Here is a 19814-nt window from a genome sequence, read left to right as displayed (position 1 = left end):
GTTACTTGATCCGCTGGCCCGGCTTGGCGCCGCTGTCAGGGCTCAACAGGTAGATTTCCTCGCCGCCGGGGCCTGCCGCCATCACCATGCCTTCGGAGATGCCGAAGCGCATTTTGCGTGGCTTGAGGTTGGCAATCATCATCGTCAACCGGCCTTCGAGCTTGGCCGGGTCCGGGTAGGCACTCTTGATGCCGGAGAACACGTTACGTTGCTCATCGCCGATGTCCAGGGTCAGGCGCAGCAGCTTGTCGGCGCCTTCGACGGCCTCGGCCTTGACGATCAGCGCCACGCGCAGGTCAACGGCGGCAAAGGCGTCGAAATCGATTTCCGGCGACAGCGGGTCCTTGGCCAGCTCGCCATTGCCGGCAGGCGCGCCGGTGTCGGTCTGGCTGGCGGCCAGGTCTTCCTTGGAGGCGTCGATCATGGCTTGCACCTTTGCGGCGTCGATACGGGTCATCAACGGCTTGAACGCGTTCAACTGATGGTTGCTCAGCAGCGTCTGGTGATCGTTCCAGGTCAGTGGCGCGACGTTGAGGAACGCCTCGGCATCGGCAGCCAGCAGCGGCAGCACCGGCTTGAGGAAAATCACCAGTTGGCGGAACAGATTGATGCCCAGGGCGCAGATCGCCTGGACTTCGTCCTGTTTGCCTTCCTGCTTGGCCAGGGACCAGGGCGCCTTGTCGGCGATCCAGGCGTTGGCGCGGTCGGCCAGTGCCATGATTTCGCGCATGGCACGGGCAAAGTCGCGGGACTCGTAGGCTTCGGCGATGCTTGGCGCGGCCGCCAGGAAGGCGTCGGTCAGTTCCGGCGCGGCGTTGCCAGCGACCAGGACCCCGGCGTTACCCTTGTGGATGAACCCGGCGCAACGGCTGGCAATGTTGACGACCTTGCCCACCAGGTCGGAGTTGACCTTCTGCACGAAGTCTTCGAGGTTCAGGTCCAGGTCGTCGACGCCGCGACCGAGCTTGGCCGCGTAGTAGTAACGCAGGTATTCCGGGGACAGGTGGTCCAGGTAGGTCCGGGCCTTGATGAAGGTGCCGCGGGACTTGGACATTTTCTGGCCGTTGACGGTCAGGTAGCCGTGGACATTGATCGCGGTCGGCTTGCGGAAACCGGCGCCTTCGAGCATGGCGGGCCAGAACAGCGCGTGGAAGTTGACGATGTCCTTGCCGATGAAGTGATACACCTCGGCCGTGGAGTCCTTGCCCCAGAAGGCGTCGAAGTCCAGCTCCGGGGTGCGGTCGCAAAGGTTCTTGAAGCTCGCCATGTAGCCGATGGGCGCATCCAGCCACACGTAGAAATACTTGCCGGGTTCGCCGGGGATTTCGAAGCCGAAGTACGGCGCATCGCGGGAAATGTCCCACTCTTGCAGGCCGGAGTCGAGCCATTCGGAGAGCTTGTTGGCCACCGCGTCGTGCAACGTGCCGCTGCGGGTCCAGGTTTGCAGCATCGCCTGGAAATCAGGCAGCTTGAAGAAGAAGTGCTGGGAGTCCCTGAGCACCGGGGTGGCGCCGGAAATCGCCGATTTCGGGTCTTTCAGGTCGGTCGGTGCGTAGGTAGCGCCGCATTTTTCACAGTTGTCGCCGTACTGGTCTTCGGTGCCGCATTTCGGGCACGTGCCCTTGATGAAGCGGTCGGCCAGGAACATGTTCTTTTCCGGGTCGAAATACTGGGTGACCGAACGGGTGGCGATGTGCCCAGCGTCACGCAGCTTCAGGTAGATCTGGCTCGACAGCTCACGGTTTTCTTCGGAGTGAGTGGAGTGGAAATTGTCGAAGTCCACCAGGAACTCGGCAAAGTCGGCGCTGTGTTCGGCCTGGACGTTGGCGATCAGTTGTTCCGGGGTGATGCCTTCCTTTTCCGCGCGCAGCATGATCGCCGAACCGTGGGCGTCGTCGGCGCAGACATAGATGCACTGGTTGCCGCGATGTTTCTGGAAGCGCGTCCACATATCGGTCTGGATGTATTCCAGCATATGGCCGAGGTGAATCGAACCATTGGCATAGGGCAGGGCGCTGGTGACGAGAATCTTGCGTGGCTCGGACATGGGGCTCGGCTACTTGATGAAACGGAGGTCGGCCACTATAAAGCGCCGGCGGCTTTTTTTCACCCTTCGGGGCTGTTTCGGGGTGCATTGCCGGGAGCAGCAGAGCACAACTGTGGCGAGGGGATTTATCCCCGCTGGACTGCGCAGCAGTCCCAAAACATTCGAACCTGACCAGTTTGGTCCACCGAGGCGCCTGGTTTTGGGGTCGCTTCGCAACCCAGCGGGGATAAATCCCCTCGCCACAAAGATATCCGCGCGACAGTAATCGGGTCGCCACACAAGCATGCGCGGCGTAGGATAGCGGCCTGTTTTCAAGTCTTGTTATCGGAGTTGCCCATGAGCGCCGTCAATCGCGCAGCGGTGGAAGCCGTCCTTCGCCAGTACACCGACCCTTACCTGAACCAGGACCCGGTCAGCGCCGGATGCGTGCGCGCCATCGACATCCAGGGCGATCGCGTCAGCGTCCAGCTGGAAATCGGCTACGCTGCCGACCTGTTCAAGAATGGTTGGGCGCAGATGCTGCAAATGGCGATCGAGGCCCTGGACGGGGTGAGCGCCGCCAAAGTCGACATCACCAGTGTGATCGCCGCCCATAAGGCCCAGGCGCAGGTGCCGGGGCTGGCGAACGTCAAGAACGTGATCGCCGTGGCTTCGGGCAAGGGTGGCGTGGGCAAGTCCACCACCGCGGCCAACCTGGCCCTGGCCCTGGCGCGTGAAGGGGCGAAGGTCGGGATTCTCGACGCCGACATCTACGGTCCGAGCCAGGGCATCATGTTCGGTGTTGCCGAGGGCACCCGGCCCCAGGTCAAGGACCAGAAGTGGTTCGTGCCAATCCAGTCCCATGGCGTGGAAGTCATGTCCATGGCCTTCCTGACCGACGACAACACGCCAATGGTCTGGCGCGGGCCGATGGTTTCCGGCGCCTTGCTGCAACTGGTCACGCAAACCGCCTGGGGCGACCTGGATTACCTGGTGATCGACATGCCACCTGGCACCGGCGATATCCAGCTGACCCTGGCGCAGAAAGTCCCGGTGGCCGGTGCGGTGATCGTCACCACGCCTCAAGACCTGGCCTTGCTGGACGCACGCAAGGGCGTGGAGATGTTCCGCAAGGTCAACATCCCGGTGCTGGGCGTGGTGGAGAACATGGCTGTGCACATCTGCTCGAACTGTGGGCATGCCGAGCATCTGTTCGGCGAAGGGGGCGGGGAAAAACTGGCGAGCCAGTACGGCGTCGAATTGCTGGCTTCGCTGCCGCTGTCGATGCTGATCCGCGAACAGGCCGACGGCGGCAAGCCGACAGTCATCGCTGAACCGGACAGCCAGATCGCCATGGTCTATCAGGAACTGGCCCGCCACGTGGGCGCGCGGATCGTGTTGCAGGAGGCTGCGTCACCGGCGATGCCGAACATCACCATGAGCGACGATTGACCGGCTGAACAGCAATCCCATGTGGGAGCGAGCCTGTGGGAGCAAACCTGTGGGAGTAAACCTGTGGGAGCACAGCTTGCTCGCGATAGCGGTTTTAAAGCCACAGATGTGTTGTATGTGACGCCGTCATCGCGAGCAAGCTGTGCTCCCACAAGCCCACTCCCACATTTGGTTATGCGCTGGGTTTAGATCCGCAACCCGCCATCCATCTCCAGGATCCGACCGGTGTAATAGTCGTTCTCGAAGATATACGCTGCCGAATGAGCGATCTCCTCGGGCTTGCCCATGCGCTTGAGTGGGATCCCCGAGGTCATTTTTTCCAGGGCCTCGGGCTTCATGCCCAGGGTCATCTCGGTTTCGATGAAACCCGGTGCGATGCCCGCCACGCGGATGCCGTAGCGCGCCAGTTCCTTGGCCCAGGTCACGGTGGCGGCGGCCACGCCGGCCTTGGCGGCGGAGTAGTTGGTCTGGCCGACATTGCCGGCGCGGGAGATCGACGAGATATTGATGATGGCGCCGCTGTTCTTCAGCTCGACCATTTTCGCCGCCACTTCACGGGTGCACAGGAATACACCGGTGAGGTTGACGTCGATCACGGCCTGCCACTGGGCCAGGCTCATCGTGGTCATTTCGCCGTCCTTGACCTTGAGCAGCAAGCCGTCGCGCAGGATCCCGGCGTTGTTGATCAGGCCGTGGATCGCGCCGAAATCCTCGGCGACGCGGGCGACCATGTCGATCACCTGCTCTTCATTGGCGACGTTGCACAGGTACGCCCGGGCTTCGACGCCCTTGGCTACACACGCGGCAACCGCCTGGTCGAGTTTCTCCTGGTTGAGGTCCACCAGGGCCAGCTTCGCGCCTTTGCCCGCGAGATACTCGGCCATGGAGCGGCCCAGGCCCTGGCAACCGCCGGTGATAATGATTACTTTGTCAGTGAGTTGCATGCTCATGTCCAGGTGGCGCAGCGGTGGAGGGGACCTTCGGGGACGTCTCTCGATTTGCGACGGTGTAGCCCGGTTGCACACGAGAACTGCCCTATCGGTGTATCGGAACATTACTCCAGTCGCCTGACCGTTTTCTAGACGGATTTCATTAAAGGAGTCATAAATTGAGCGTTGAAGCTGTCAAGCATGCCCGCGAGCTGCTGCTCAAGGAATACCGTGGAGTGCTCTCCACTCATTCCAAATCCATGCCCGGCTTTCCGTTCGGCTCCGTGGTGCCCTATTGCCTGGACGATCAAGGCCGGCCACTGATCCTGATCAGCCGGATCGCCCAGCACACTCACAACCTGCAAAAAGACCCCAGGTGTTCGATGCTGGTGGGCGAGCGGGGCGCCGAGGATGTGCAGGCCGTGGGGCGCCTGACCTACCTGGCCGAGGCCCGCAAACTCGAAGACAGCGCTGCCATCGAGGCTGCCGCCGAGCGTTACTACCGCTATTTCCCTGACTCGCAGAACTACCACAAGGCCCATGATTTCGATTTCTGGGTGCTTGAGCCGGTGCGCCATCGCTACATCGGCGGCTTTGGCGCCATCCACTGGATCGACCAGCTCACCCTGGCCAATCCCTTCGCCGGCAAAGCCGAAACCAGCATGATCGAGCACATGAATGCCGATCACGCCAAGGCCATTGCCCATTACGTGGAACTGGCCGGCCTGCCGAAAAGCGAACCGGCGCAATTGGTGGGCATCGACAGCGAAGGCATGCACCTGCGTATAGGACAGGGCCTGCACTGGCTGGCGTTTCCGACGCCTTGCAACACCCCGACACAAGTGCGCGAAGCCTTGGTTTATCTGGCTCACGCCGAGCAATGGCCGAAAAATGCCGAGGTCGACGCTTGAATTCACGAAAGGGCGACGTCATTTAGGTTTTCATAGCAAGGCATTCTTGCGTTGAGGAACCATTTGATGCGCCCTTTTTTGTTGCTCTTTCTGCTGTTCCCGGTGTTGGAGCTGTTCGTATTCGTCAAGGTCAGCGGTGCGATCGGGTTTTTCCCGGCGCTGCTGCTGGTCATTCTCGGCTCGATGCTCGGCGTGTTCGTGCTGCGCATTGCTGGCCTGGCCACGGCTTTGCGTGCCCGTGAAAGCCTGAATCGTGGCGAGTTGCCTGCCCAGACCATGCTCGAAGGCCTGATGCTGGCCCTGGGTGGCGGCTTGTTGATCCTGCCTGGTTTTATCAGCGACGTGCTGGGCCTGGTCATGCTGTTGCCGTTCACCCGTCGGTTGCTGGCCAATAAAATGCGCCAGCGCGCCGAAGAGCAGGCGATTCGTCAGCGCGCCTTCGCCGATGACCTCCAGCCCCGCGGCGGTCCGGCTCCGCGCGAGCCTTTGGGCCGCGAGCCCGACGTGATCGAAGGCGAATTCGAACACCGCGATTCCAAGTAAAACCTGCGACACGGCGCCTTCGGGCGCCGCGTTCATTTTGGCTGCGCGCAGTAAAAAATTTTCTGCCCCGCCCTTGTAATCCACTTGTGCGCCCTTATGTAACGGTCACCGCAAGGTTTCCGGTGGTGACACCGGACAGACTTCCGCGGTTCGACTGACGAACCGCACCCGGCTCTGCCGGCTTTGTTAAACCCGCCGGGACTACACCGGCCGATGAAAACCAAAAATTAGGAGAGATCGACAATGAAGCTTCGTCCTCTGCATGACCGCGTCGTCATCCGTCGCAGCGAAGAAGAGAAGAAAACCGCTGGCGGTATCGTCCTGCCAGGTTCGGCTGCTGAAAAAGCCAACCACGGTGAAGTTCTCGCTGTAGGCCCAGGCAAGGCACTGGAAAACGGTGAAGTACGTGCGCTGGCCGTGAAAGTGGGTGACAAGGTTGTGTTCGGCCCTTACTCCGGCAGCAACACAGTGAAAGTCGACGGCGAAGACCTGCTGGTAATGAGCGAGAACGAAATCCTCGCTGTTCTCGAAGGCTGATTCCCCCGCCCATTTTCCCGTTACTACAAAGTATTTAAGGAATATCGATCATGGCTGCTAAAGAAGTTAAATTCGGCGATTCCGCCCGCAAGAAAATGCTCGCCGGTGTCAACGTCCTGGCTGACGCAGTAAAAGCGACCCTGGGCCCGAAAGGCCGTAACGTGATCATCGAGAAGAGCTTCGGCGCTCCGACCATCACCAAGGACGGCGTTTCCGTAGCCAAAGAAATCGAGCTCAAAGACCGCTTCGAAAACATGGGCGCGCAACTGGTCAAAGACGTTGCCTCCCGTGCCAACGATGACGCCGGCGACGGCACCACCACCGCGACCGTCCTGGCTCAATCGATCGTCAATGAAGGCCTCAAAGCCGTCGCTGCCGGCATGAACCCGATGGACCTCAAGCGCGGCATCGACAAGGCGACCATCGCCATTGTCAAAGAGCTCAAAGCCCTGTCCAAGCCATGCGCTGACACCAAGGCAATCGCTCAGGTCGGCACCATCTCGGCCAACTCCGACAACTCCATCGGCGACATCATTGCCGAAGCCATGGAAAAAGTCGGTAAAGAAGGCGTGATCACCGTTGAAGAAGGCTCGGGCCTGGAAAACGAACTGTCGGTCGTAGAAGGCATGCAGTTCGACCGTGGCTACCTGTCCCCGTACTTCGTCAACAAGCCGGACACCATGACCGCCGAGCTCGACGGCCCGCTGATCCTGCTGGTGGACAAGAAGATCTCCAACATCCGCGAAATGCTGCCAGTGCTGGAAGCCGTTGCCAAAGCCGGCCGCCCACTGCTGATCGTGGCTGAAGACGTTGAAGGCGAAGCCCTGGCGACCTTGGTCGTGAACAACATGCGTGGCATCGTTAAAGTCGCTGCCGTCAAGGCACCAGGCTTCGGCGACCGTCGCAAGGCCATGCTGCAGGACATCGCCGTACTGACCGGCGGTACCGTTATCTCCGAAGAGATCGGCCTGAGCCTGGAAAGCACCACCCTGGAGCACCTGGGTAACGCCAAGCGCGTGATCCTGTCCAAGGAAAACACCACCGTGATCGACGGTGCTGGCGTCGAGACTGACATCCAGGCTCGCGTGACTCAGATCCGCGCACAAGTGGCCGAGACTTCGTCCGACTACGACCGTGAAAAACTGCAAGAGCGCCTGGCCAAACTGTCTGGCGGCGTTGCAGTGATCAAGGTTGGTGCCGGTTCCGAAGTTGAAATGAAAGAGAAGAAAGCCCGCGTTGAAGACGCCCTGCACGCGACCCGCGCAGCCGTCGAAGAAGGCGTGGTACCTGGCGGCGGCGTGGCACTGGTTCGCGCTCTGCAGGCTATCTCCGAGCTGAAAGGCGACAACGATGACCAGAACGTGGGCATCCAGTTGCTGCGTCGCGCTGTAGAAGCCCCGCTGCGCCAGATCGTTGCCAACTCCGGCGACGAGCCAAGCGTTGTGGTTGACAAGGTCAAGCAGGGTTCGGGTAACTACGGTTACAACGCTGCTACCGGCGAATACGGCGACATGATCGAAATGGGTATCCTGGACCCGGCCAAAGTGACTCGTTCGGCTCTGCAAGCGGCTTCGTCGATTGCCAGCCTGATGATCACCACTGAGGCGATGATCGCTGAAATCAAGGAAGACGCTCCAGCTGGCGGCGGTATGCCAGACATGGGCGGCATGGGTGGCATGGGCGGCATGATGTAAGCCAGCCTTACCCCTGTAGCGAAAAACCCCGCCTGCGAAAGCAAGCGGGGTTTTTTATTGCCTTGGGTTTGCCCCTGCATTGAGCTGGGCCCGACTGTCTCTGTGGGAGCAAAGCTTGCTCGCGATTGCGGTGGGTCAGCTTGCCAGGATGTTGAAGCTGCCATCGTATTCGCGAGCAAGCTTTGCTCCCACAGGGTTTGTCCGAGGCGCTTTCAGGCGTTGGCGGGCTGACTCAATGCTACGCGATCAGTCATGACGGCCGGTCGGTACAGGATGTAGTAATAACACCCCAGGCAAATCAGCCAACAGAACACCGCTGTCCACACGTTGTGGGAGAAGAAGTGCGCCCCTTGCATCATCCGCCCCACCGAGAACACCGTTCCCAACGTGAAGGCGAATATAAGGGTCTGGCGGGCCAGGCGTGGGCGGCGGTCGCGCAGGACGAAGAACAGCGCAAACAACGTGAACCCGGTGGCGGCGTGACCGCCGGGCCAGCATCGACCGGGTTTGTCCGTGGCCGGGCGCGGGCTTAGCAGTTCGCTGTAGGTTTCCTTGCCACCGAATTCCTTCAGGCTCCAGGGGCATTGCACCGCCGTCACCGCTTTCATTGGCGTGACGAAGGACGTCGCCAGTGCCAGGGACAGCACCAGGCAACCGAGCTCGCGCTTGAACGGTTTGAGCCAGCTGATGAAGAATGAGCTGATGAATCCCAGGACCGCCAGCACGGAGAATACGATAACCACCTGTTTGGCTCGATCGTGCAGGATGTCTTCCAGAAAAAAGCTGTGCCGACCGATGAATCCACCCGACATCGGGTCGTAAAACAGCTTGGCCACGTCCATGTCCAGCGTGGTCAACTCCAGCAACACCAGCGTCGCTGCGACGACGACAGGCAGGCCCAGGGCAAGCCAGAAATTCAGGGGTCTGGAAGCGGGTCGGATGACGGTGGAAACCATGGCAATACCTTTGATGGGAGTTTTCGTAAAGCAGCGCGTTGCGCAGTCTGGCCTGCGTTGCGTCGGGACGGTGTGAATGCTGGGTGAAAAACTCGTCAATGCCAACGAGTCCCGTGCCTGGGCTCACTTGCCCGCTCCCACAGAGGCCTGAGCTGCCGCGACCCGATACAACCCTAGCCGTGAGGCACGCTTGGCCGTAAGCTGCGCGGGCCAAGATGGCCGTTAACTGTGTACGCAGAGGTGCCCATGCGAATTCTATTGGTCGAAGACAACCGCGATATCCTGGCCAACCTGGCCGATTACCTGGGGCTCAAGGGCTACACCGTCGATTGTGCCCAGGACGGTCTGTCGGGGTTGCACCTGGCCGCGACCGAACACTACGACCTGATCGTGCTCGACATCATGCTGCCGGGCATCGATGGCTATACCTTGTGCAAGCGCCTGCGTGAAGACGCCCGGCGCGATACACCGGTGATCATGCTCACCGCCCGGGATCAGTTGGACGATCGTCTGCAGGGTTTCAAGTCCGGGGCCGATGACTACCTGATCAAACCGTTTGCCCTGTCGGAACTGGCGGCGCGGATCGAAGCTGTCATGCGTCGGTCCCAGGGTGGTGGCCGCCGTGCCTTGCAGGTCGGCGACCTGAGCTACGACCTCGATACCCTGGAAGTGACCCGTGAAGGCAAGCTGCTCAAGCTCAACCCCGTAGGCCTCAAGCTGCTGGCGGTATTGATGCAGAAAAGCCCTCACGTGCTGCGCCGCGAAATCCTCGAAGAAGCGTTGTGGGGCGATGACTGCCCGGACAGCGACAGCCTGCGCAGCCACGTCCATCAACTGCGCCAGGTGATCGACAAACCGTTCGACAAACCGTTGTTGCACACCGTACATGGCGTCGGCTATCGCTTGGCCGAGGGCCGCGATGGAGTTTAAGCAGAGCCTCGCCCAACGGATCATCATCGCCTTTGCGCTGATGAGCGCATTGGTGGCTGGCGCTTTCGCCATGGGCATCGTGGCGACGGTCCATTTGGTCGAAGAAAAACTGATTTCTGCCGGGCTTGGCGGCGATCTGCAGCGCTTGCTCTTGATGGACAGCGTCTCGGACTGGAACCATCGCCCGGAACCCGACCAATTGTTTTATTTCAGCGGCGGTCCAGGTGACTTCGAGTTGCCCAAGGACCTTCGCCATCTGGAACGTGGTTTCCACGAAGTGTTTCGCGAGCAGTTGTCGTATCACGCCATGGTCGAGATCGTTGACGGCCGGCGCTACGTGTTGCTGCAAGACCAGAGTGATTTCGAAGAGCGCGAGCGGGTGCTGTTTGCCGTGGTGCTGGTGGGCTTTGTGCTCAGCCTGGCGCTGGCGGTATTTTTGGGCTGGGTCCTGGCGCGCCGGGTGATGGCGCCGGTGGTTCGCCTGGCCCGGCAAGTGCGCCATCGCGACCAACTCCTGGGCCTGGCTCCGCCACTGGCCCCGGATTATGCCGCCGATGAAGTGGGTGAACTGGCCGTGGCGTTCGACGCAACACTGGGGCGCTTGCGCCAGGCCCTGACCCGGGAACGATTGTTCACCAGCGACGTGAGCCATGAGTTGCGCACACCGTTGATGGTCTTGGCGACCTCCTGTGAATTGCTGGCGGAAAACCCGACACTGGACCTGCGTGGTCGCACCCAGGTCGAGCGCATCAACAGAGCCAGTGAAGAGATGCGCGAACTGGTGCAGACCTTCCTGATGCTCGCCAGGGCCCAGCGTGAAGACAATGGCATGTCGCCTCGGCTGAACCTTGCACAGGTGGCTGAAAATCTCCTCGGCGTGTGGCGCGACCCCATCGAATCCAAAGGTTTGACGCTGATCTTCGAACCGGGACAAACCCTCGACACCTTGTATAACGCCACTTTCCTGACCGCCGTCATGGGCAATTTGCTGCGTAATGCCTTGCACTACACCGACCAGGGGTTCATCCGTCTCTCGTTGACTGCCACTGGCTTCGTGGTCGAGGACAGCGGCGTGGGCATCCCGGAGGAGAAGCGCGAGGCGATGTTCGAGCCATTCGTGCGCGGCAACGAAAAGCGCGGCGAGGGGCTGGGGTTGGGGTTATCCCTGGTGCAACGGATTTGCGAGAACCAGGGCTGGACGGTGAGTCTCAGTACGATGGAACCCAATGGTTGTCATTTCGAAGTGGAATTGAATCCAAAGGGCTAAGCGTATGCACGGAAAAGTCTTGTAAATATTTATGGCATTTACGTGACTTCATTTTCACAGAGACATGACATCTCGAATCATAAAGTGGGCCGATCAGTCACGGAGCCCCCTTTATGTCCAAACCCATCAAGCTGGACTTTTCCGAAAAATACGACGAACAGCACGCCAAGAAATATTTTCATAAGCATCGCAGTGGCTTGAGTCGCCGTCTGTCCAACCAGCGAGACCAACAACTGGCCCGGCGTGCATTGGCGCTTGTCGGTGACCCTGGCCTGGTATTGGACCTGCCGTGCGGTGCCGGGCGCTTCTGGCCCTTGTTGGCCGAAAAACCGAACCGGGTCATCATTGGCGCGGACAATTCCGAGGCCATGCTCAAGACCGCAATGGAGGCTCAATCGGCCGATGTGGTGAAACGGGTACAACCCTTGCACACTTCTGCATTCGACATTGCCTTGCCTGATAACGCCGTCGACAGCATTTTTTGCATGCGCCTGTTGCACCACATCGGTGAACCCGCGCATCGACTGGCGATTCTCAAGGAATTCGAGCGCGTTACCCGTGATAGCGTGATCGTTTCGTTATGGGTCGATGGCAATTTCAAGGCCTGGAAACGCAAGCGTCAGGAACGCACTCGTGGGCAAAAAGACTACCAGAATCGATTTGTGTTACCGGTTGCTACAGTAGAGGATGAGTTTCGGCAGGCAGGGTTTCGCATTCAGGAACGGCTGGATTTTCTACCGCTCTATGCCATGTGGCGAGTTTATGTATTACGCAAGAGGTAAGGGCATGGGTGTGCAGGCAGTAGAGGCATCAACGAATTTTCCCGGTGACTTTGAAGATTTCTGGAGCCAGCAGGGAGAGTGGGTGGAAGAGCCCAATGTACGTCGCGGCGGTGAAAGCGGCGTACAACGTATCAAGAGCAAGGACGGCAAACTGCTTTATGCCAAGCGTCAGACCGGACATATTTATCGTAGCTGGTTGCACCCGTTCGGTAGACCGACCGTGCTGCGCGAGCAAGACGCACTCCTGGCGTTGACCCGACTGGGTGTTCGCGTCCCCCAGCTCATTTTCTGTGGCGCCCAGCGGGACCCGGTTCACAAGTGGCGTGCGCTGCTGGTGACCCAGGCGCTGGAAGGATTTGAAGAGATCGAGCACTGGTATGCCGGAGGTGGCCGCGAGCGCCATGGCGAAGCGGTGCATGATCAAATCCTCCTGGCGCTGGCTGAAAACCTGGCGCGCATGCACAAGGGCCGTTGGCAACATGGCTGTATCTATATCAAGCACGTCTTTGTACGCGTAACCGGGGAGGGCGAGGCGGCCAAGCCCGAGGTGGCTTTGCTCGATTTTGAAAAGTGTCGCCAGCGCCTGACCGCCCAACGTGCGGCATCCCATGACCTTAAGCAGTTGCGGCGCCACTCGTCGTTTAGCGACGCTGACTGGAAAAAACTCGTCTACTTTTACGAGGCGGCGTTTGGCAGCGCTATCAAAGGTTTATAGCGATGAAATTAGAAATTGCTAGAGGTTTGTTTTTAGTCGCAGCCCTGGCAGTTGCATCAATGGCGGTGGCTGTATGGGAGCAGCCCCGCTCGCAGATCCTCAGCGCTTCCAATGCTGATACGTATTGTCCTTTGCCACGTGTGGCAAAGGTCAGCGAGGCGATCCAGCCGGACGATGATCTGCTGCTGTTCATGTTCAGCCTGTCCCAGGGGATGAGGCCGCAAAGTTGAGAGACATGAAGCCAAAATAAAGGCCTCGCTTGTGCGAGGCCTTTATTTTTGTTTTGGTTTTTTAGAAGGCCACTACAAGCCTCCAGTCAAACACCCAACCCGTGGCGAGGGAGCTTGCTCCCGCTGGAGCTTTATGGGCGGGAGCTGTGTAGGAGCTGTCGAGTGCAACGAGGCTGCGATCTTCTCATTGCTCATTGAGTCAAGAGCGAAAGATCAAGATCAAAAGATCGCAGGCTTCGCCAGCTCCTACAGAGCCGAGCGGGAGCAAGCTCCCTCGCCACAAAAACTCCCGTACCAGCAAGTTTGCTTCAACACTCCTCAGGCTTTGTCCGGCTTGGCCAGCAGCGTGTAGACGCAAGGCAACACGAACAACGTGAACAAGGTGCCAATCGACATCCCGGTGGCGATGACCGTGCCGATGTCGAAGCGGCTCACAGCCCCGGCGCCTGTGGCGAAGATGAGCGGCACCATGCCGAACACCATGGCTGCGGTGGTCATCAGTACCGGCCGCAGACGAATCGACGCAGCTTGTTCCACGGCTTCGCGCGGTGTCAGGTTCTGTTCCCTGCGCAGCTGGTTGGCGAATTCGACAATCAGGATCCCATGCTTGCTGATCAGGCCAATCAGCGTCACCAGCCCCACCTGGGTATAGATGTTCATGCTCGACCAGCCTAGGAACAGCGGGATCAAGGCGCCGCAAATCGACAGCGGCACGGTCACCAGGATCACCAGCGGGTCCCGGAAGCTTTCGAACTGTGCGGCCAGTACCAGGAAGATGATCGCCAGGGCCAAGGCAAAGGTCACCCACAACGCGCTACCTTCCTGTACGAATTGGCGCGAAGCCCCGGCGTAGTCGAAGGCAAACCCCACCGGGGCTTCCTCCCGGGCAATCTGGCGGACGGTCTCGATCGCCTCGCCCATGCTCACGATGGGAAAGCCCGAGATGGTCACCGCATTGAGCTGCTGGAACTGGTTCAGTTGTCGCGGCCGCGCCCGGTCGCTGACCTTGATCAGGGTCGACAGCGGGAGTGATTCACCCTTGGCATTTTTCACGTAGTAGTTGTTCAACCACTGCGGGTTGTCCCGGAAGGGGCGTTCGACCTGGGCAATGACCTTGTAGCTGCGTCCCTCGAGGGTGAAGCGGTTGATCTCAGCCTCGCCCAGCAGTGTCGCCAGGGTACCGCCCAGGTCCTGCATCGAGACGCCCATCTGGGCGGCCTTGGCGCGATCGATATCCACCACGACTTCGGGCTTGTCGAACGCCAGGTCAATGTCCATGAAGGCGAACTTGCCGGATTCCAATGCGCGCTTTTTGACCCGCTCGGCAATCTCCAGCAGCGTCGCATAGTCCTTCGGCGAGTTGATGACGAACGCGAACGGCAAGCCTTCACCGGTCCCCGGCAGCGAGGGCAGGTTGAAACCGAAGATCTGCAAGCCAGGCACGCTTTCCAGCTTGGCCTGGACCTCTGGCAGGATTTCCATCTGGGTACGGCTGCGTTCGTTCCAGGGCTTGAGCAGAAAGCCCCCGATGCCCGACTGTACGCCGTTGTAGCCGTTGATCTGGAACGAGGAGTAGTACTCGGGGAACTCCTTGAAGATAGTAATGAAGTGATCGGTGTACGTGTTCAGATAGTCAAGGTTGGTGGGTTGCGGAGCGGTGGCCATCATGAAGATGATGCCCTGGTCTTCGTCGGGTGCCAGTTCGGATTTGGTGAACATGATCAGCACCGGGATCAGCAGCAGGACGATCACGGCGAACACCAGGACCACCGGCCGGGTGTTGAGCGTGCCATGGAGCATGCGCTGGTAACGGCTCTTCAAGCTTTCGAAAGCCCTGTCCAGCCGATGAGCCAACCCCGAGGGGTTCTCGTCGTGGCGCAGGAGCATGGCGCACATCATCGGTGACAAGGTCAGGGCGACGATCCCGGAGATCACCACCGCCCCGGCCAAGGTCAATGCGAATTCCTTGAACAAGGCTCCGGTCAGGCCCTGCAGCAGGCCGATCGGCGCGTACACCGCGGCCAGGGTGATGGTCATCGAGACCACCGGCATGGCGATTTCCCGGGCACCTTCTATCGCGGCGTCGAATGGGGTCTTGCCTTCCTCGATGTGCCGGTGAATGTTTTCCACCACCACGATGGCGTCGTCCACTACCAGACCGATGGCGAGCACCATGGCCAGCAGGGTCAGGAGGTTCATCGAGTAGCCCATCAACTGCATGAAGAACATCACGCCGATCATCGACAGCGGAATGGTCACCACCGGGATGACCACCGAACGCAGGGCACCGAGGAACAGGAACACCACGACGATCACGATCAGCACCGCCTCGAACAGGGTTTTCACCACTTCGTCGATGGAGGCCTGGATGAACAGGGTGGCGTCGTAGGCGATCTCGGCCTTGAGGTTGGCCGGGAGCTGGGCCTCCATGTCCGGCATGATCTTGCGCACTTCCTTGATCACATCCAGCGGGTTTGCACCGGGCGTAGCCTTGATCCCGATGTACACCGAGGGTGTGCCACCAAAGGAGCTGATGGTGTCGTAGTTCTCGGCACCCATCTCCACGCGGGCCACGTCCCGCAGCAACACGCGGCTGTCGCCCTCGGTCTTGAGCGGGATCGCGCCGAAGGCCTCGGCGGACTTGAGTTCGGTATTGGCGTTGATGCTGGTGACCACATACTCGCCTTTCACTTCACCGGCGGCGGAGAGGAAGTTTTGCTGGCGCACGGCATTGGTCACGTCGGCCGCAGTCAGGCCGAAACCGGCGAGCTTGACCGGGTCCAGCCACAGGCGCATGGCAAAGACCTGGTTGCCGAGGATCTCCGCCTCAGCCATGCCTGGCAGGGTCGCCAGTTTGGGCTGGATCACCCGCGACAGATAGTCGGTGATCTGCGGGTTGCTCAGTTCCTTGCTGAAGAAGCTGATGTACATCAGTGCCGAGGCATCGGCGGCCTCGCGGCTGAGGACCGGGTCCTCGGCATCCTGGGGCAACTGGTTCTTGACCTCGTTGGCCTTGGCCAGCAATTCGGTAAAGAGCCGGTCGCTGTTGGAGCCGATGCGGGCGTAGACCGAAATCACCGAGAAATTCTGGCGGCTGACCGAGGTCATGTAGTCGATGCCCTCGGCACTGGCCAGGCTCTGTTGCATCGGCTGGGTGATGTAGCCCTGGATGGTCTCGGCGTTGGCCCCGGGGTAGGCGGTGGTCACCGTGATCAGGGCGTTCTCCATTTGCGGATACTGGCGCAGGGGCAACTTGCTCCAGGCCTGGAAGCCCAGCAGCACGATCAAAAGGCTGACCACGGTGGCGAGCACCGGACGGCGGATGAACGGATCGGTAAAAGCCATGGGGGTTCCTTGATCAGTCCGCGCGGGGCGGGCTGTTCTGTTCGGTCAGGGTCTTGTCGTCGCTGATGGCGATCGGCGTACCGTTATCGAGCTTGAGCTGGCCGGCGATCACGACTTGCTCGCCGCTCTGCACGCCTTTGGTCACCAGCACCTGCCCGTCGCGTCGCTCGCCGGTTTCTACGAAACGCCGTTCAGCGATCAGCACCGGCTGGCCCTTGTCGTTTTTCTCGACAGTGCCGTCGGCGGTTTTCTTCTGGCTCACCACGTACATCGAGTTGCCGTAGAGGGTGTAGGTCACGGCGCTTTCCGGCGCGACGATTCCGGCGGCCACATCCGGCAGGATCACCTCCAGGTTGGCGAACATGCCGGGCAGCAGCTTGTCGTCGGGGTTGGCCAGGGTGGCACGTACCAGGACGTTGCGGGTGCTGTCCTCCACCTTGGGGTTGATCGCGCTGATGGTGGCGACGAAGTTTTGCCCGGGATAGGCCGAGACACTGACGTTGACCGACTGGGCAACGGCAAGCCTGGGCACGCTTTGCTCAGGGACGTAGAAGTCTACGTAGAGGCTGCTGAGGTCCTGCAGGGTGGCGATCACCGTGCCGCTGGCCAGGTAGTCGCCAACGTCCACCTGGCGAATGCCGACGGTGCCGCTGAATGGCGCCAGAATCTGTTTTTTGGCCAGCGAAGCCTTGAGCTGGTTGACCGTGGCCTGGTTCTTCTTCAGTTGCGCCGAGAGCCGGTCGAACTCGCCCTTGGAGATCGCCTGGCTGCCCACCAGTTGTCGGCCGCGCCCGAAATCCAGTTGCGCCAGGCCAAGGTCGGCTTCGGCAGTTTCCAACAGGGCGCTTTCGACGTCACTGTCCAGTTGCAGGAGCGGCTGGCCGGCCTTGACCTTCTGCCCGGACTGGAACTGCACCTTCTGCACGGTCCCGGCGATTTCCAGGCTCAGGTCCACCCCTTGCAGCGCCTTTAGGCTGCCAACGGTGGGCAGACGGGTTTGCCAGGGTCGCTGGGCGACCGTAGCCACGGCCACGCTGACCGGCGGTTTGGGGGCAGAAAACATCTGGATCTGCTGGTAGACGGAGAAGGCCTTGTAGCCGGCGAGCAACAGCACCACCAGCAGGACAACACCCAACATGATCAGCATGCGGCGTCGCAGCATGTTCCACTTCCTTGGAAAGAGCCGAGAGAAAATACAGACAGGCGGGCACATTACCCTGAGTGTGCGGGCTATTCCAGATGTTCGCAGGCGGTTGGTGCGTGGGTTTTTTCCGAAAAAACAGGGAGCTCGGCACCGAGGGTGCTTCGCTCCCTGGCTCAGGCCAGATGCAAATGGTTGTCCCAGAGCCCTGCTGGCAGATCCAGTGGTTTTGCAACCAGTTGTGTCTGCCGGCAATCGTAATATCGGCAACGCCCTTGGCCCGAGGTCACGACAAACCCGTCGGCCACCGCGCCCACACCGGCACAGTCCGGCAGCGGCGCATCCAGGCGTACTTCGCCACTGTCCAGGTCCCAGATAAAGAAGCGGTTGCCACGGGGTGCGGTCAGGGCCACCAGGCGCAGGTCGCTGTGCACGGCGACGCTGGCGGTGTAGTGCCCCATGGCCTGCAATTGCTCTTCGGGCACCGGGAACGCCTGGAACGGCTGGCCCGGCCGCTTGATCGCCAGCAATTGCGACGACTCGTGGGCAGCGCCCATGAACTGCTGGCCGGAGACGATGGTGCCGTCGCTGGCGATGCCCAGGTGGCGCACGCTGTTCATCGATTGGGCGAGGGTTTCCTTGCTCAGCAGGGTGCCATCGCGTTGCATCAGCACCAGGCTCGGCTCCATGGCGTCGAGGTTCATTTCGACCCGGCTTTCGGCCTCGGTGCGAATGCCGCCATTGGCCACCACCAGCGTTTCGCCATCGGGCATCCATGACACCTGGTGCGGACCGATGCCATGGGTGGACATCTCGCCGCTGTGCACCAGTCGCTCGCCTTCGAAACGGTACACGCCCAACAGGCCGCGTCCAGGGTCGGTGGTGTCGTTCTCGGTGGCATACAGCCATTCGCCGCTTTTGTGGATCACCGCGTGGCCATAGAAATGCCGGTTCGGCAACGAGGTGATGGTTTGCAGCAGCGTCCCGTCGCGCAGGTCGATCAGGTAGCTTTCGGTGCCTGGACGACGGGCAACGAACAGCGCAATCGGCTGCGTCGGATGATTGATGATGTCATGGCAACGCTGGCCGACCTGGGTGGCGAACACCCGGGTGCCGTCCAGTCGATAGCCGACGGCGTAGTGCTTGCCGTCGCCATCGTCCCGTGCCGAAAGCAGGAGCGGACTCTTGTCCTTTTGCTTGAACAGCGTCCAGCCGCCCAGGGTGACGACGCCGAGCAGCAAGCTGCCCAGTGCCAGGACCTGACGTCGAAACATGATCAGTCACCGTCGTTGGCATTGAAGCCCAGTTGAATGCCCAACGCCTTGGCCAGTTCGCCCTCGTGCAGGCGATGGACGACGTTGAGGCTGTCATACAAATCGTTGAGTTGCTGGCGCCCGGCGTCATCGTTGAGCATTTCGATCAGCGAACGCTGGCTGCTGGCGAACAACTTCAAGGAGGCATCGTAGGCGGCATCGATCTTGTCGGCCAATGGCTTCTGGTCGCTTGGCAACAGGCCCCGCAGACCCTTGTTGTCCACGCCTGCCCAGACGGTTTTCGCTGCGCTCAGGCTGGCCTCCAGGCCCTGCAACGACGACTGGCTGCGCCAGGCATCGGCCTGGAACGGCTGTGGCACGCCTTTGCTCTGGCGGCCCATCGGTGTGCCGAGTTTTTTCTTCAGCGTATCCAGGGCGGTAACCTGGACCCGCAGCAGATCGGCGATGGCCTCGTGGGAATCGGCGTAGCGCTGGTTGGGGAACTTGCTCATCTGGGCGAGCATGCCGTCGTTGGTGTTCCAGCGCGACAGGATATCTTCGGCCAGTTGTTTCTGGCGTTCGCCGATGGCGGTGAGCAGCGGGCAGTACTTGGCTTTTTGCGTGCTGTCGGCCATGTCGATCTTGGCGTCGAACAGCAGGTATTCATAGGCCGAGAGGCCCTGGACCACGACACTGGACTTGGCCAGGCCAGCGGCGTCGATCTGTGGCTGGCTGTTGACCAATTGCTCGACCTGACGGCCCACCAGGTTTTTCTTGTCCGGCCAGAACTGCACCTGCCAGGCGCGGTTGCCCTCGGCCAGCGGACCGATCAGCAGCGGTTGCAGCTCGGCCCAGGCTTTTTGCGCCTTGAGGAAATCGGCGCGGGCGGTTTCCAGGTTTTCCTTGCCTTGGCAGAACGCCAGGGCGCTGGTCGCCAGTTGCCGGTCGGCATCGACCCAGCGGCTGTAGGTCGGCAGGATCACTTGCTTGGCGATGGCGGCCGAGGTGACCGCTTGCGGGTCCTGGGGCGAGCAGGCGCCTAGGGCGATGGCGGCGAGGCTGGTGAACAACAGCTTGGGACGGAACATGTCGTGCTCCCACTT

General features: G+C 60.6%; 17 protein-coding genes. 10 read left to right on the top strand and 7 right to left on the bottom strand.

The genetic code is table 11. The annotated features are described in order from the left end of the window. Position 1 precedes the first annotated feature (1 nt). On the bottom strand, positions 2–2047 hold the full coding sequence (gene metG / locus AC09SL_RS09950; RefSeq protein ID WP_058542220.1) for a methionine--tRNA ligase: 2046 nt from the start codon (positions 2045–2047) through the stop codon (positions 2–4). A 336-nt stretch (positions 2048–2383) separates the two neighbouring features. Here metG and apbC point away from each other — a divergent pair, with 336 nt between their 5' ends. Continuing rightward, positions 2384–3478, top strand: coding sequence for an iron-sulfur cluster carrier protein ApbC (apbC, locus tag AC09SL_RS09945; RefSeq protein ID WP_058542221.1), 1095 nt, complete (start codon positions 2384–2386; stop codon positions 3476–3478). A 185-nt stretch (positions 3479–3663) separates the two neighbouring features. Here apbC and AC09SL_RS09940 read toward each other — a convergent pair whose 3' ends face one another. Next, complete coding sequence (locus AC09SL_RS09940) at positions 3664–4422, bottom strand: SDR family oxidoreductase (protein ID WP_058542222.1); 759 nt, start codon at positions 4420–4422, stop codon at positions 3664–3666. Positions 4423–4586: 164 nt separating this feature from the next. On the opposite strand from AC09SL_RS09940, the gene AC09SL_RS09935 reads away from it, so the two are divergent. The 4 genes from AC09SL_RS09935 to groL all read left to right on the top strand — a co-directional run bounded on the left by AC09SL_RS09935 (position 4587) and on the right by groL (position 8092). Further along, on the top strand, positions 4587–5318 hold the full coding sequence (locus AC09SL_RS09935) for a HugZ family pyridoxamine 5'-phosphate oxidase (RefSeq protein ID WP_058542223.1): 732 nt from the start codon (positions 4587–4589) through the stop codon (positions 5316–5318). A 66-nt stretch (positions 5319–5384) separates the two neighbouring features. Next, on the top strand, positions 5385–5861 hold the full coding sequence (locus AC09SL_RS09930) for an FxsA family protein (RefSeq protein ID WP_058542224.1): 477 nt from the start codon (positions 5385–5387) through the stop codon (positions 5859–5861). A gap of 243 nt (positions 5862–6104) precedes the next feature. Further along, positions 6105–6398, top strand: a complete 294-nt coding sequence (locus tag AC09SL_RS09925; RefSeq protein ID WP_003204913.1) for a co-chaperone GroES — start codon at positions 6105–6107, stop codon at positions 6396–6398. 50 nt (positions 6399–6448) lie between these two features. Next, positions 6449–8092, top strand: a complete 1644-nt coding sequence (gene groL / locus AC09SL_RS09920; protein ID WP_025215160.1) for a chaperonin GroEL — start codon at positions 6449–6451, stop codon at positions 8090–8092. Between the two features lie 212 nt (positions 8093–8304). On the opposite strand, the gene AC09SL_RS09915 is transcribed toward groL, so the two are convergent. Beyond that, positions 8305–9048 (bottom strand): phosphatase PAP2 family protein, encoded by a 744-nt coding sequence (locus AC09SL_RS09915; RefSeq protein ID WP_058544499.1) that lies wholly within the window; start codon positions 9046–9048, stop codon positions 8305–8307. A 246-nt stretch (positions 9049–9294) separates the two neighbouring features. On the opposite strand from AC09SL_RS09915, the gene colR reads away from it, so the two are divergent. The 5 genes from colR to AC09SL_RS09890 all read left to right on the top strand — a co-directional run bounded on the left by colR (position 9295) and on the right by AC09SL_RS09890 (position 12972). After that, positions 9295–9978, top strand: coding sequence for a two-component system response regulator ColR (gene colR / locus AC09SL_RS09910; RefSeq protein WP_058544498.1), 684 nt, complete (start codon positions 9295–9297; stop codon positions 9976–9978). Next, on the top strand, positions 9968–11245 hold the full coding sequence (locus tag AC09SL_RS09905; RefSeq protein ID WP_058544497.1) for a sensor histidine kinase: 1278 nt from the start codon (positions 9968–9970) through the stop codon (positions 11243–11245). Before colR ends, AC09SL_RS09905 begins: the two co-directional genes overlap by 11 nt. A 113-nt stretch (positions 11246–11358) precedes the next feature. Then, positions 11359–12027, top strand: a complete 669-nt coding sequence (locus tag AC09SL_RS09900) for a class I SAM-dependent methyltransferase (protein WP_058544496.1) — start codon at positions 11359–11361, stop codon at positions 12025–12027. A gap of 4 nt (positions 12028–12031) precedes the next feature. Next, positions 12032–12742: a lipopolysaccharide kinase InaA family protein gene (locus AC09SL_RS09895; protein ID WP_058544495.1), complete on the top strand. Its 711-nt coding sequence runs from the start codon at positions 12032–12034 to the stop codon at positions 12740–12742. A gap of 2 nt (positions 12743–12744) precedes the next feature. Then, on the top strand, positions 12745–12972 hold the full coding sequence (locus AC09SL_RS09890) for a hypothetical protein (protein ID WP_058544494.1): 228 nt from the start codon (positions 12745–12747) through the stop codon (positions 12970–12972). Positions 12973–13290: 318 nt separating this feature from the next. On the opposite strand, the gene AC09SL_RS09885 is transcribed toward AC09SL_RS09890, so the two are convergent. The 4 genes from AC09SL_RS09885 to AC09SL_RS09870 all read right to left on the bottom strand — a co-directional run bounded on the left by AC09SL_RS09885 (position 13291) and on the right by AC09SL_RS09870 (position 19799). Further along, a complete protein-coding gene (locus AC09SL_RS09885; protein ID WP_058544493.1) occupies positions 13291–16317 on the bottom strand; it encodes a multidrug efflux RND transporter permease subunit in 3027 nt (1008 codons plus the stop codon). A 13-nt stretch (positions 16318–16330) separates the two neighbouring features. Next, on the bottom strand, positions 16331–17479 hold the full coding sequence (locus tag AC09SL_RS09880; protein WP_058544492.1) for an efflux RND transporter periplasmic adaptor subunit: 1149 nt from the start codon (positions 17477–17479) through the stop codon (positions 16331–16333). A 155-nt stretch (positions 17480–17634) separates the two neighbouring features. Then, positions 17635–18732 carry a DUF1513 domain-containing protein gene (locus AC09SL_RS09875; RefSeq protein ID WP_064107036.1) on the bottom strand — a complete coding sequence of 366 codons (1098 nt, stop codon included), beginning with the start codon at positions 18730–18732 and terminating at the stop codon, positions 17635–17637. Between the two features lie 2 nt (positions 18733–18734). Continuing rightward, positions 18735–19799: an imelysin family protein gene (locus tag AC09SL_RS09870; protein WP_058542351.1), complete on the bottom strand. Its 1065-nt coding sequence runs from the start codon at positions 19797–19799 to the stop codon at positions 18735–18737. Positions 19800–19814 lie beyond the last annotated feature (15 nt).

The sequence above is a fragment of the Pseudomonas sp. PF05 genome, assembly GCF_056521845.1.
Note: the sequence above shows the minus strand (reverse complement) of the source record. Positions and strands in the feature narration are given on the sequence as shown.

Excerpts from the sequence above, each read along its gene's own strand:
- metG (WP_058542220.1), bottom strand. The coding sequence starts at position 2,047 with ATGTCCGAGCCACGCAAGATTCTCGTCACCAGCGCCCTGCCCTATGCC.
- apbC (WP_058542221.1), top strand. The coding sequence starts at position 2,384 with ATGAGCGCCGTCAATCGCGCAGCGGTGGAAGCCGTCCTTCGCCAGTAC.
- AC09SL_RS09940 (WP_058542222.1), bottom strand. The coding sequence starts at position 4,422 with ATGCAACTCACTGACAAAGTAATCATTATCACCGGCGGTTGCCAGGGC.
- AC09SL_RS09930 (WP_058542224.1), top strand. The coding sequence starts at position 5,385 with ATGCGCCCTTTTTTGTTGCTCTTTCTGCTGTTCCCGGTGTTGGAGCTG.
- AC09SL_RS09925 (WP_003204913.1), top strand. The coding sequence starts at position 6,105 with ATGAAGCTTCGTCCTCTGCATGACCGCGTCGTCATCCGTCGCAGCGAA.
- groL (WP_025215160.1), top strand. The coding sequence starts at position 6,449 with ATGGCTGCTAAAGAAGTTAAATTCGGCGATTCCGCCCGCAAGAAAATG.
- AC09SL_RS09915 (WP_058544499.1), bottom strand. The coding sequence starts at position 9,048 with ATGGTTTCCACCGTCATCCGACCCGCTTCCAGACCCCTGAATTTCTGG.
- colR (WP_058544498.1), top strand. The coding sequence starts at position 9,295 with ATGCGAATTCTATTGGTCGAAGACAACCGCGATATCCTGGCCAACCTG.
- AC09SL_RS09905 (WP_058544497.1), top strand. The coding sequence starts at position 9,968 with ATGGAGTTTAAGCAGAGCCTCGCCCAACGGATCATCATCGCCTTTGCG.
- AC09SL_RS09900 (WP_058544496.1), top strand. The coding sequence starts at position 11,359 with ATGTCCAAACCCATCAAGCTGGACTTTTCCGAAAAATACGACGAACAG.
- AC09SL_RS09895 (WP_058544495.1), top strand. The coding sequence starts at position 12,032 with ATGGGTGTGCAGGCAGTAGAGGCATCAACGAATTTTCCCGGTGACTTT.
- AC09SL_RS09890 (WP_058544494.1), top strand. The coding sequence starts at position 12,745 with ATGAAATTAGAAATTGCTAGAGGTTTGTTTTTAGTCGCAGCCCTGGCA.
- AC09SL_RS09885 (WP_058544493.1), bottom strand. The coding sequence starts at position 16,317 with ATGGCTTTTACCGATCCGTTCATCCGCCGTCCGGTGCTCGCCACCGTG.
- AC09SL_RS09880 (WP_058544492.1), bottom strand. The coding sequence starts at position 17,479 with ATGCTGCGACGCCGCATGCTGATCATGTTGGGTGTTGTCCTGCTGGTG.
- AC09SL_RS09875 (WP_064107036.1), bottom strand. The coding sequence starts at position 18,732 with ATGTTTCGACGTCAGGTCCTGGCACTGGGCAGCTTGCTGCTCGGCGTC.
- AC09SL_RS09870 (WP_058542351.1), bottom strand. The coding sequence starts at position 19,799 with ATGTTCCGTCCCAAGCTGTTGTTCACCAGCCTCGCCGCCATCGCCCTA.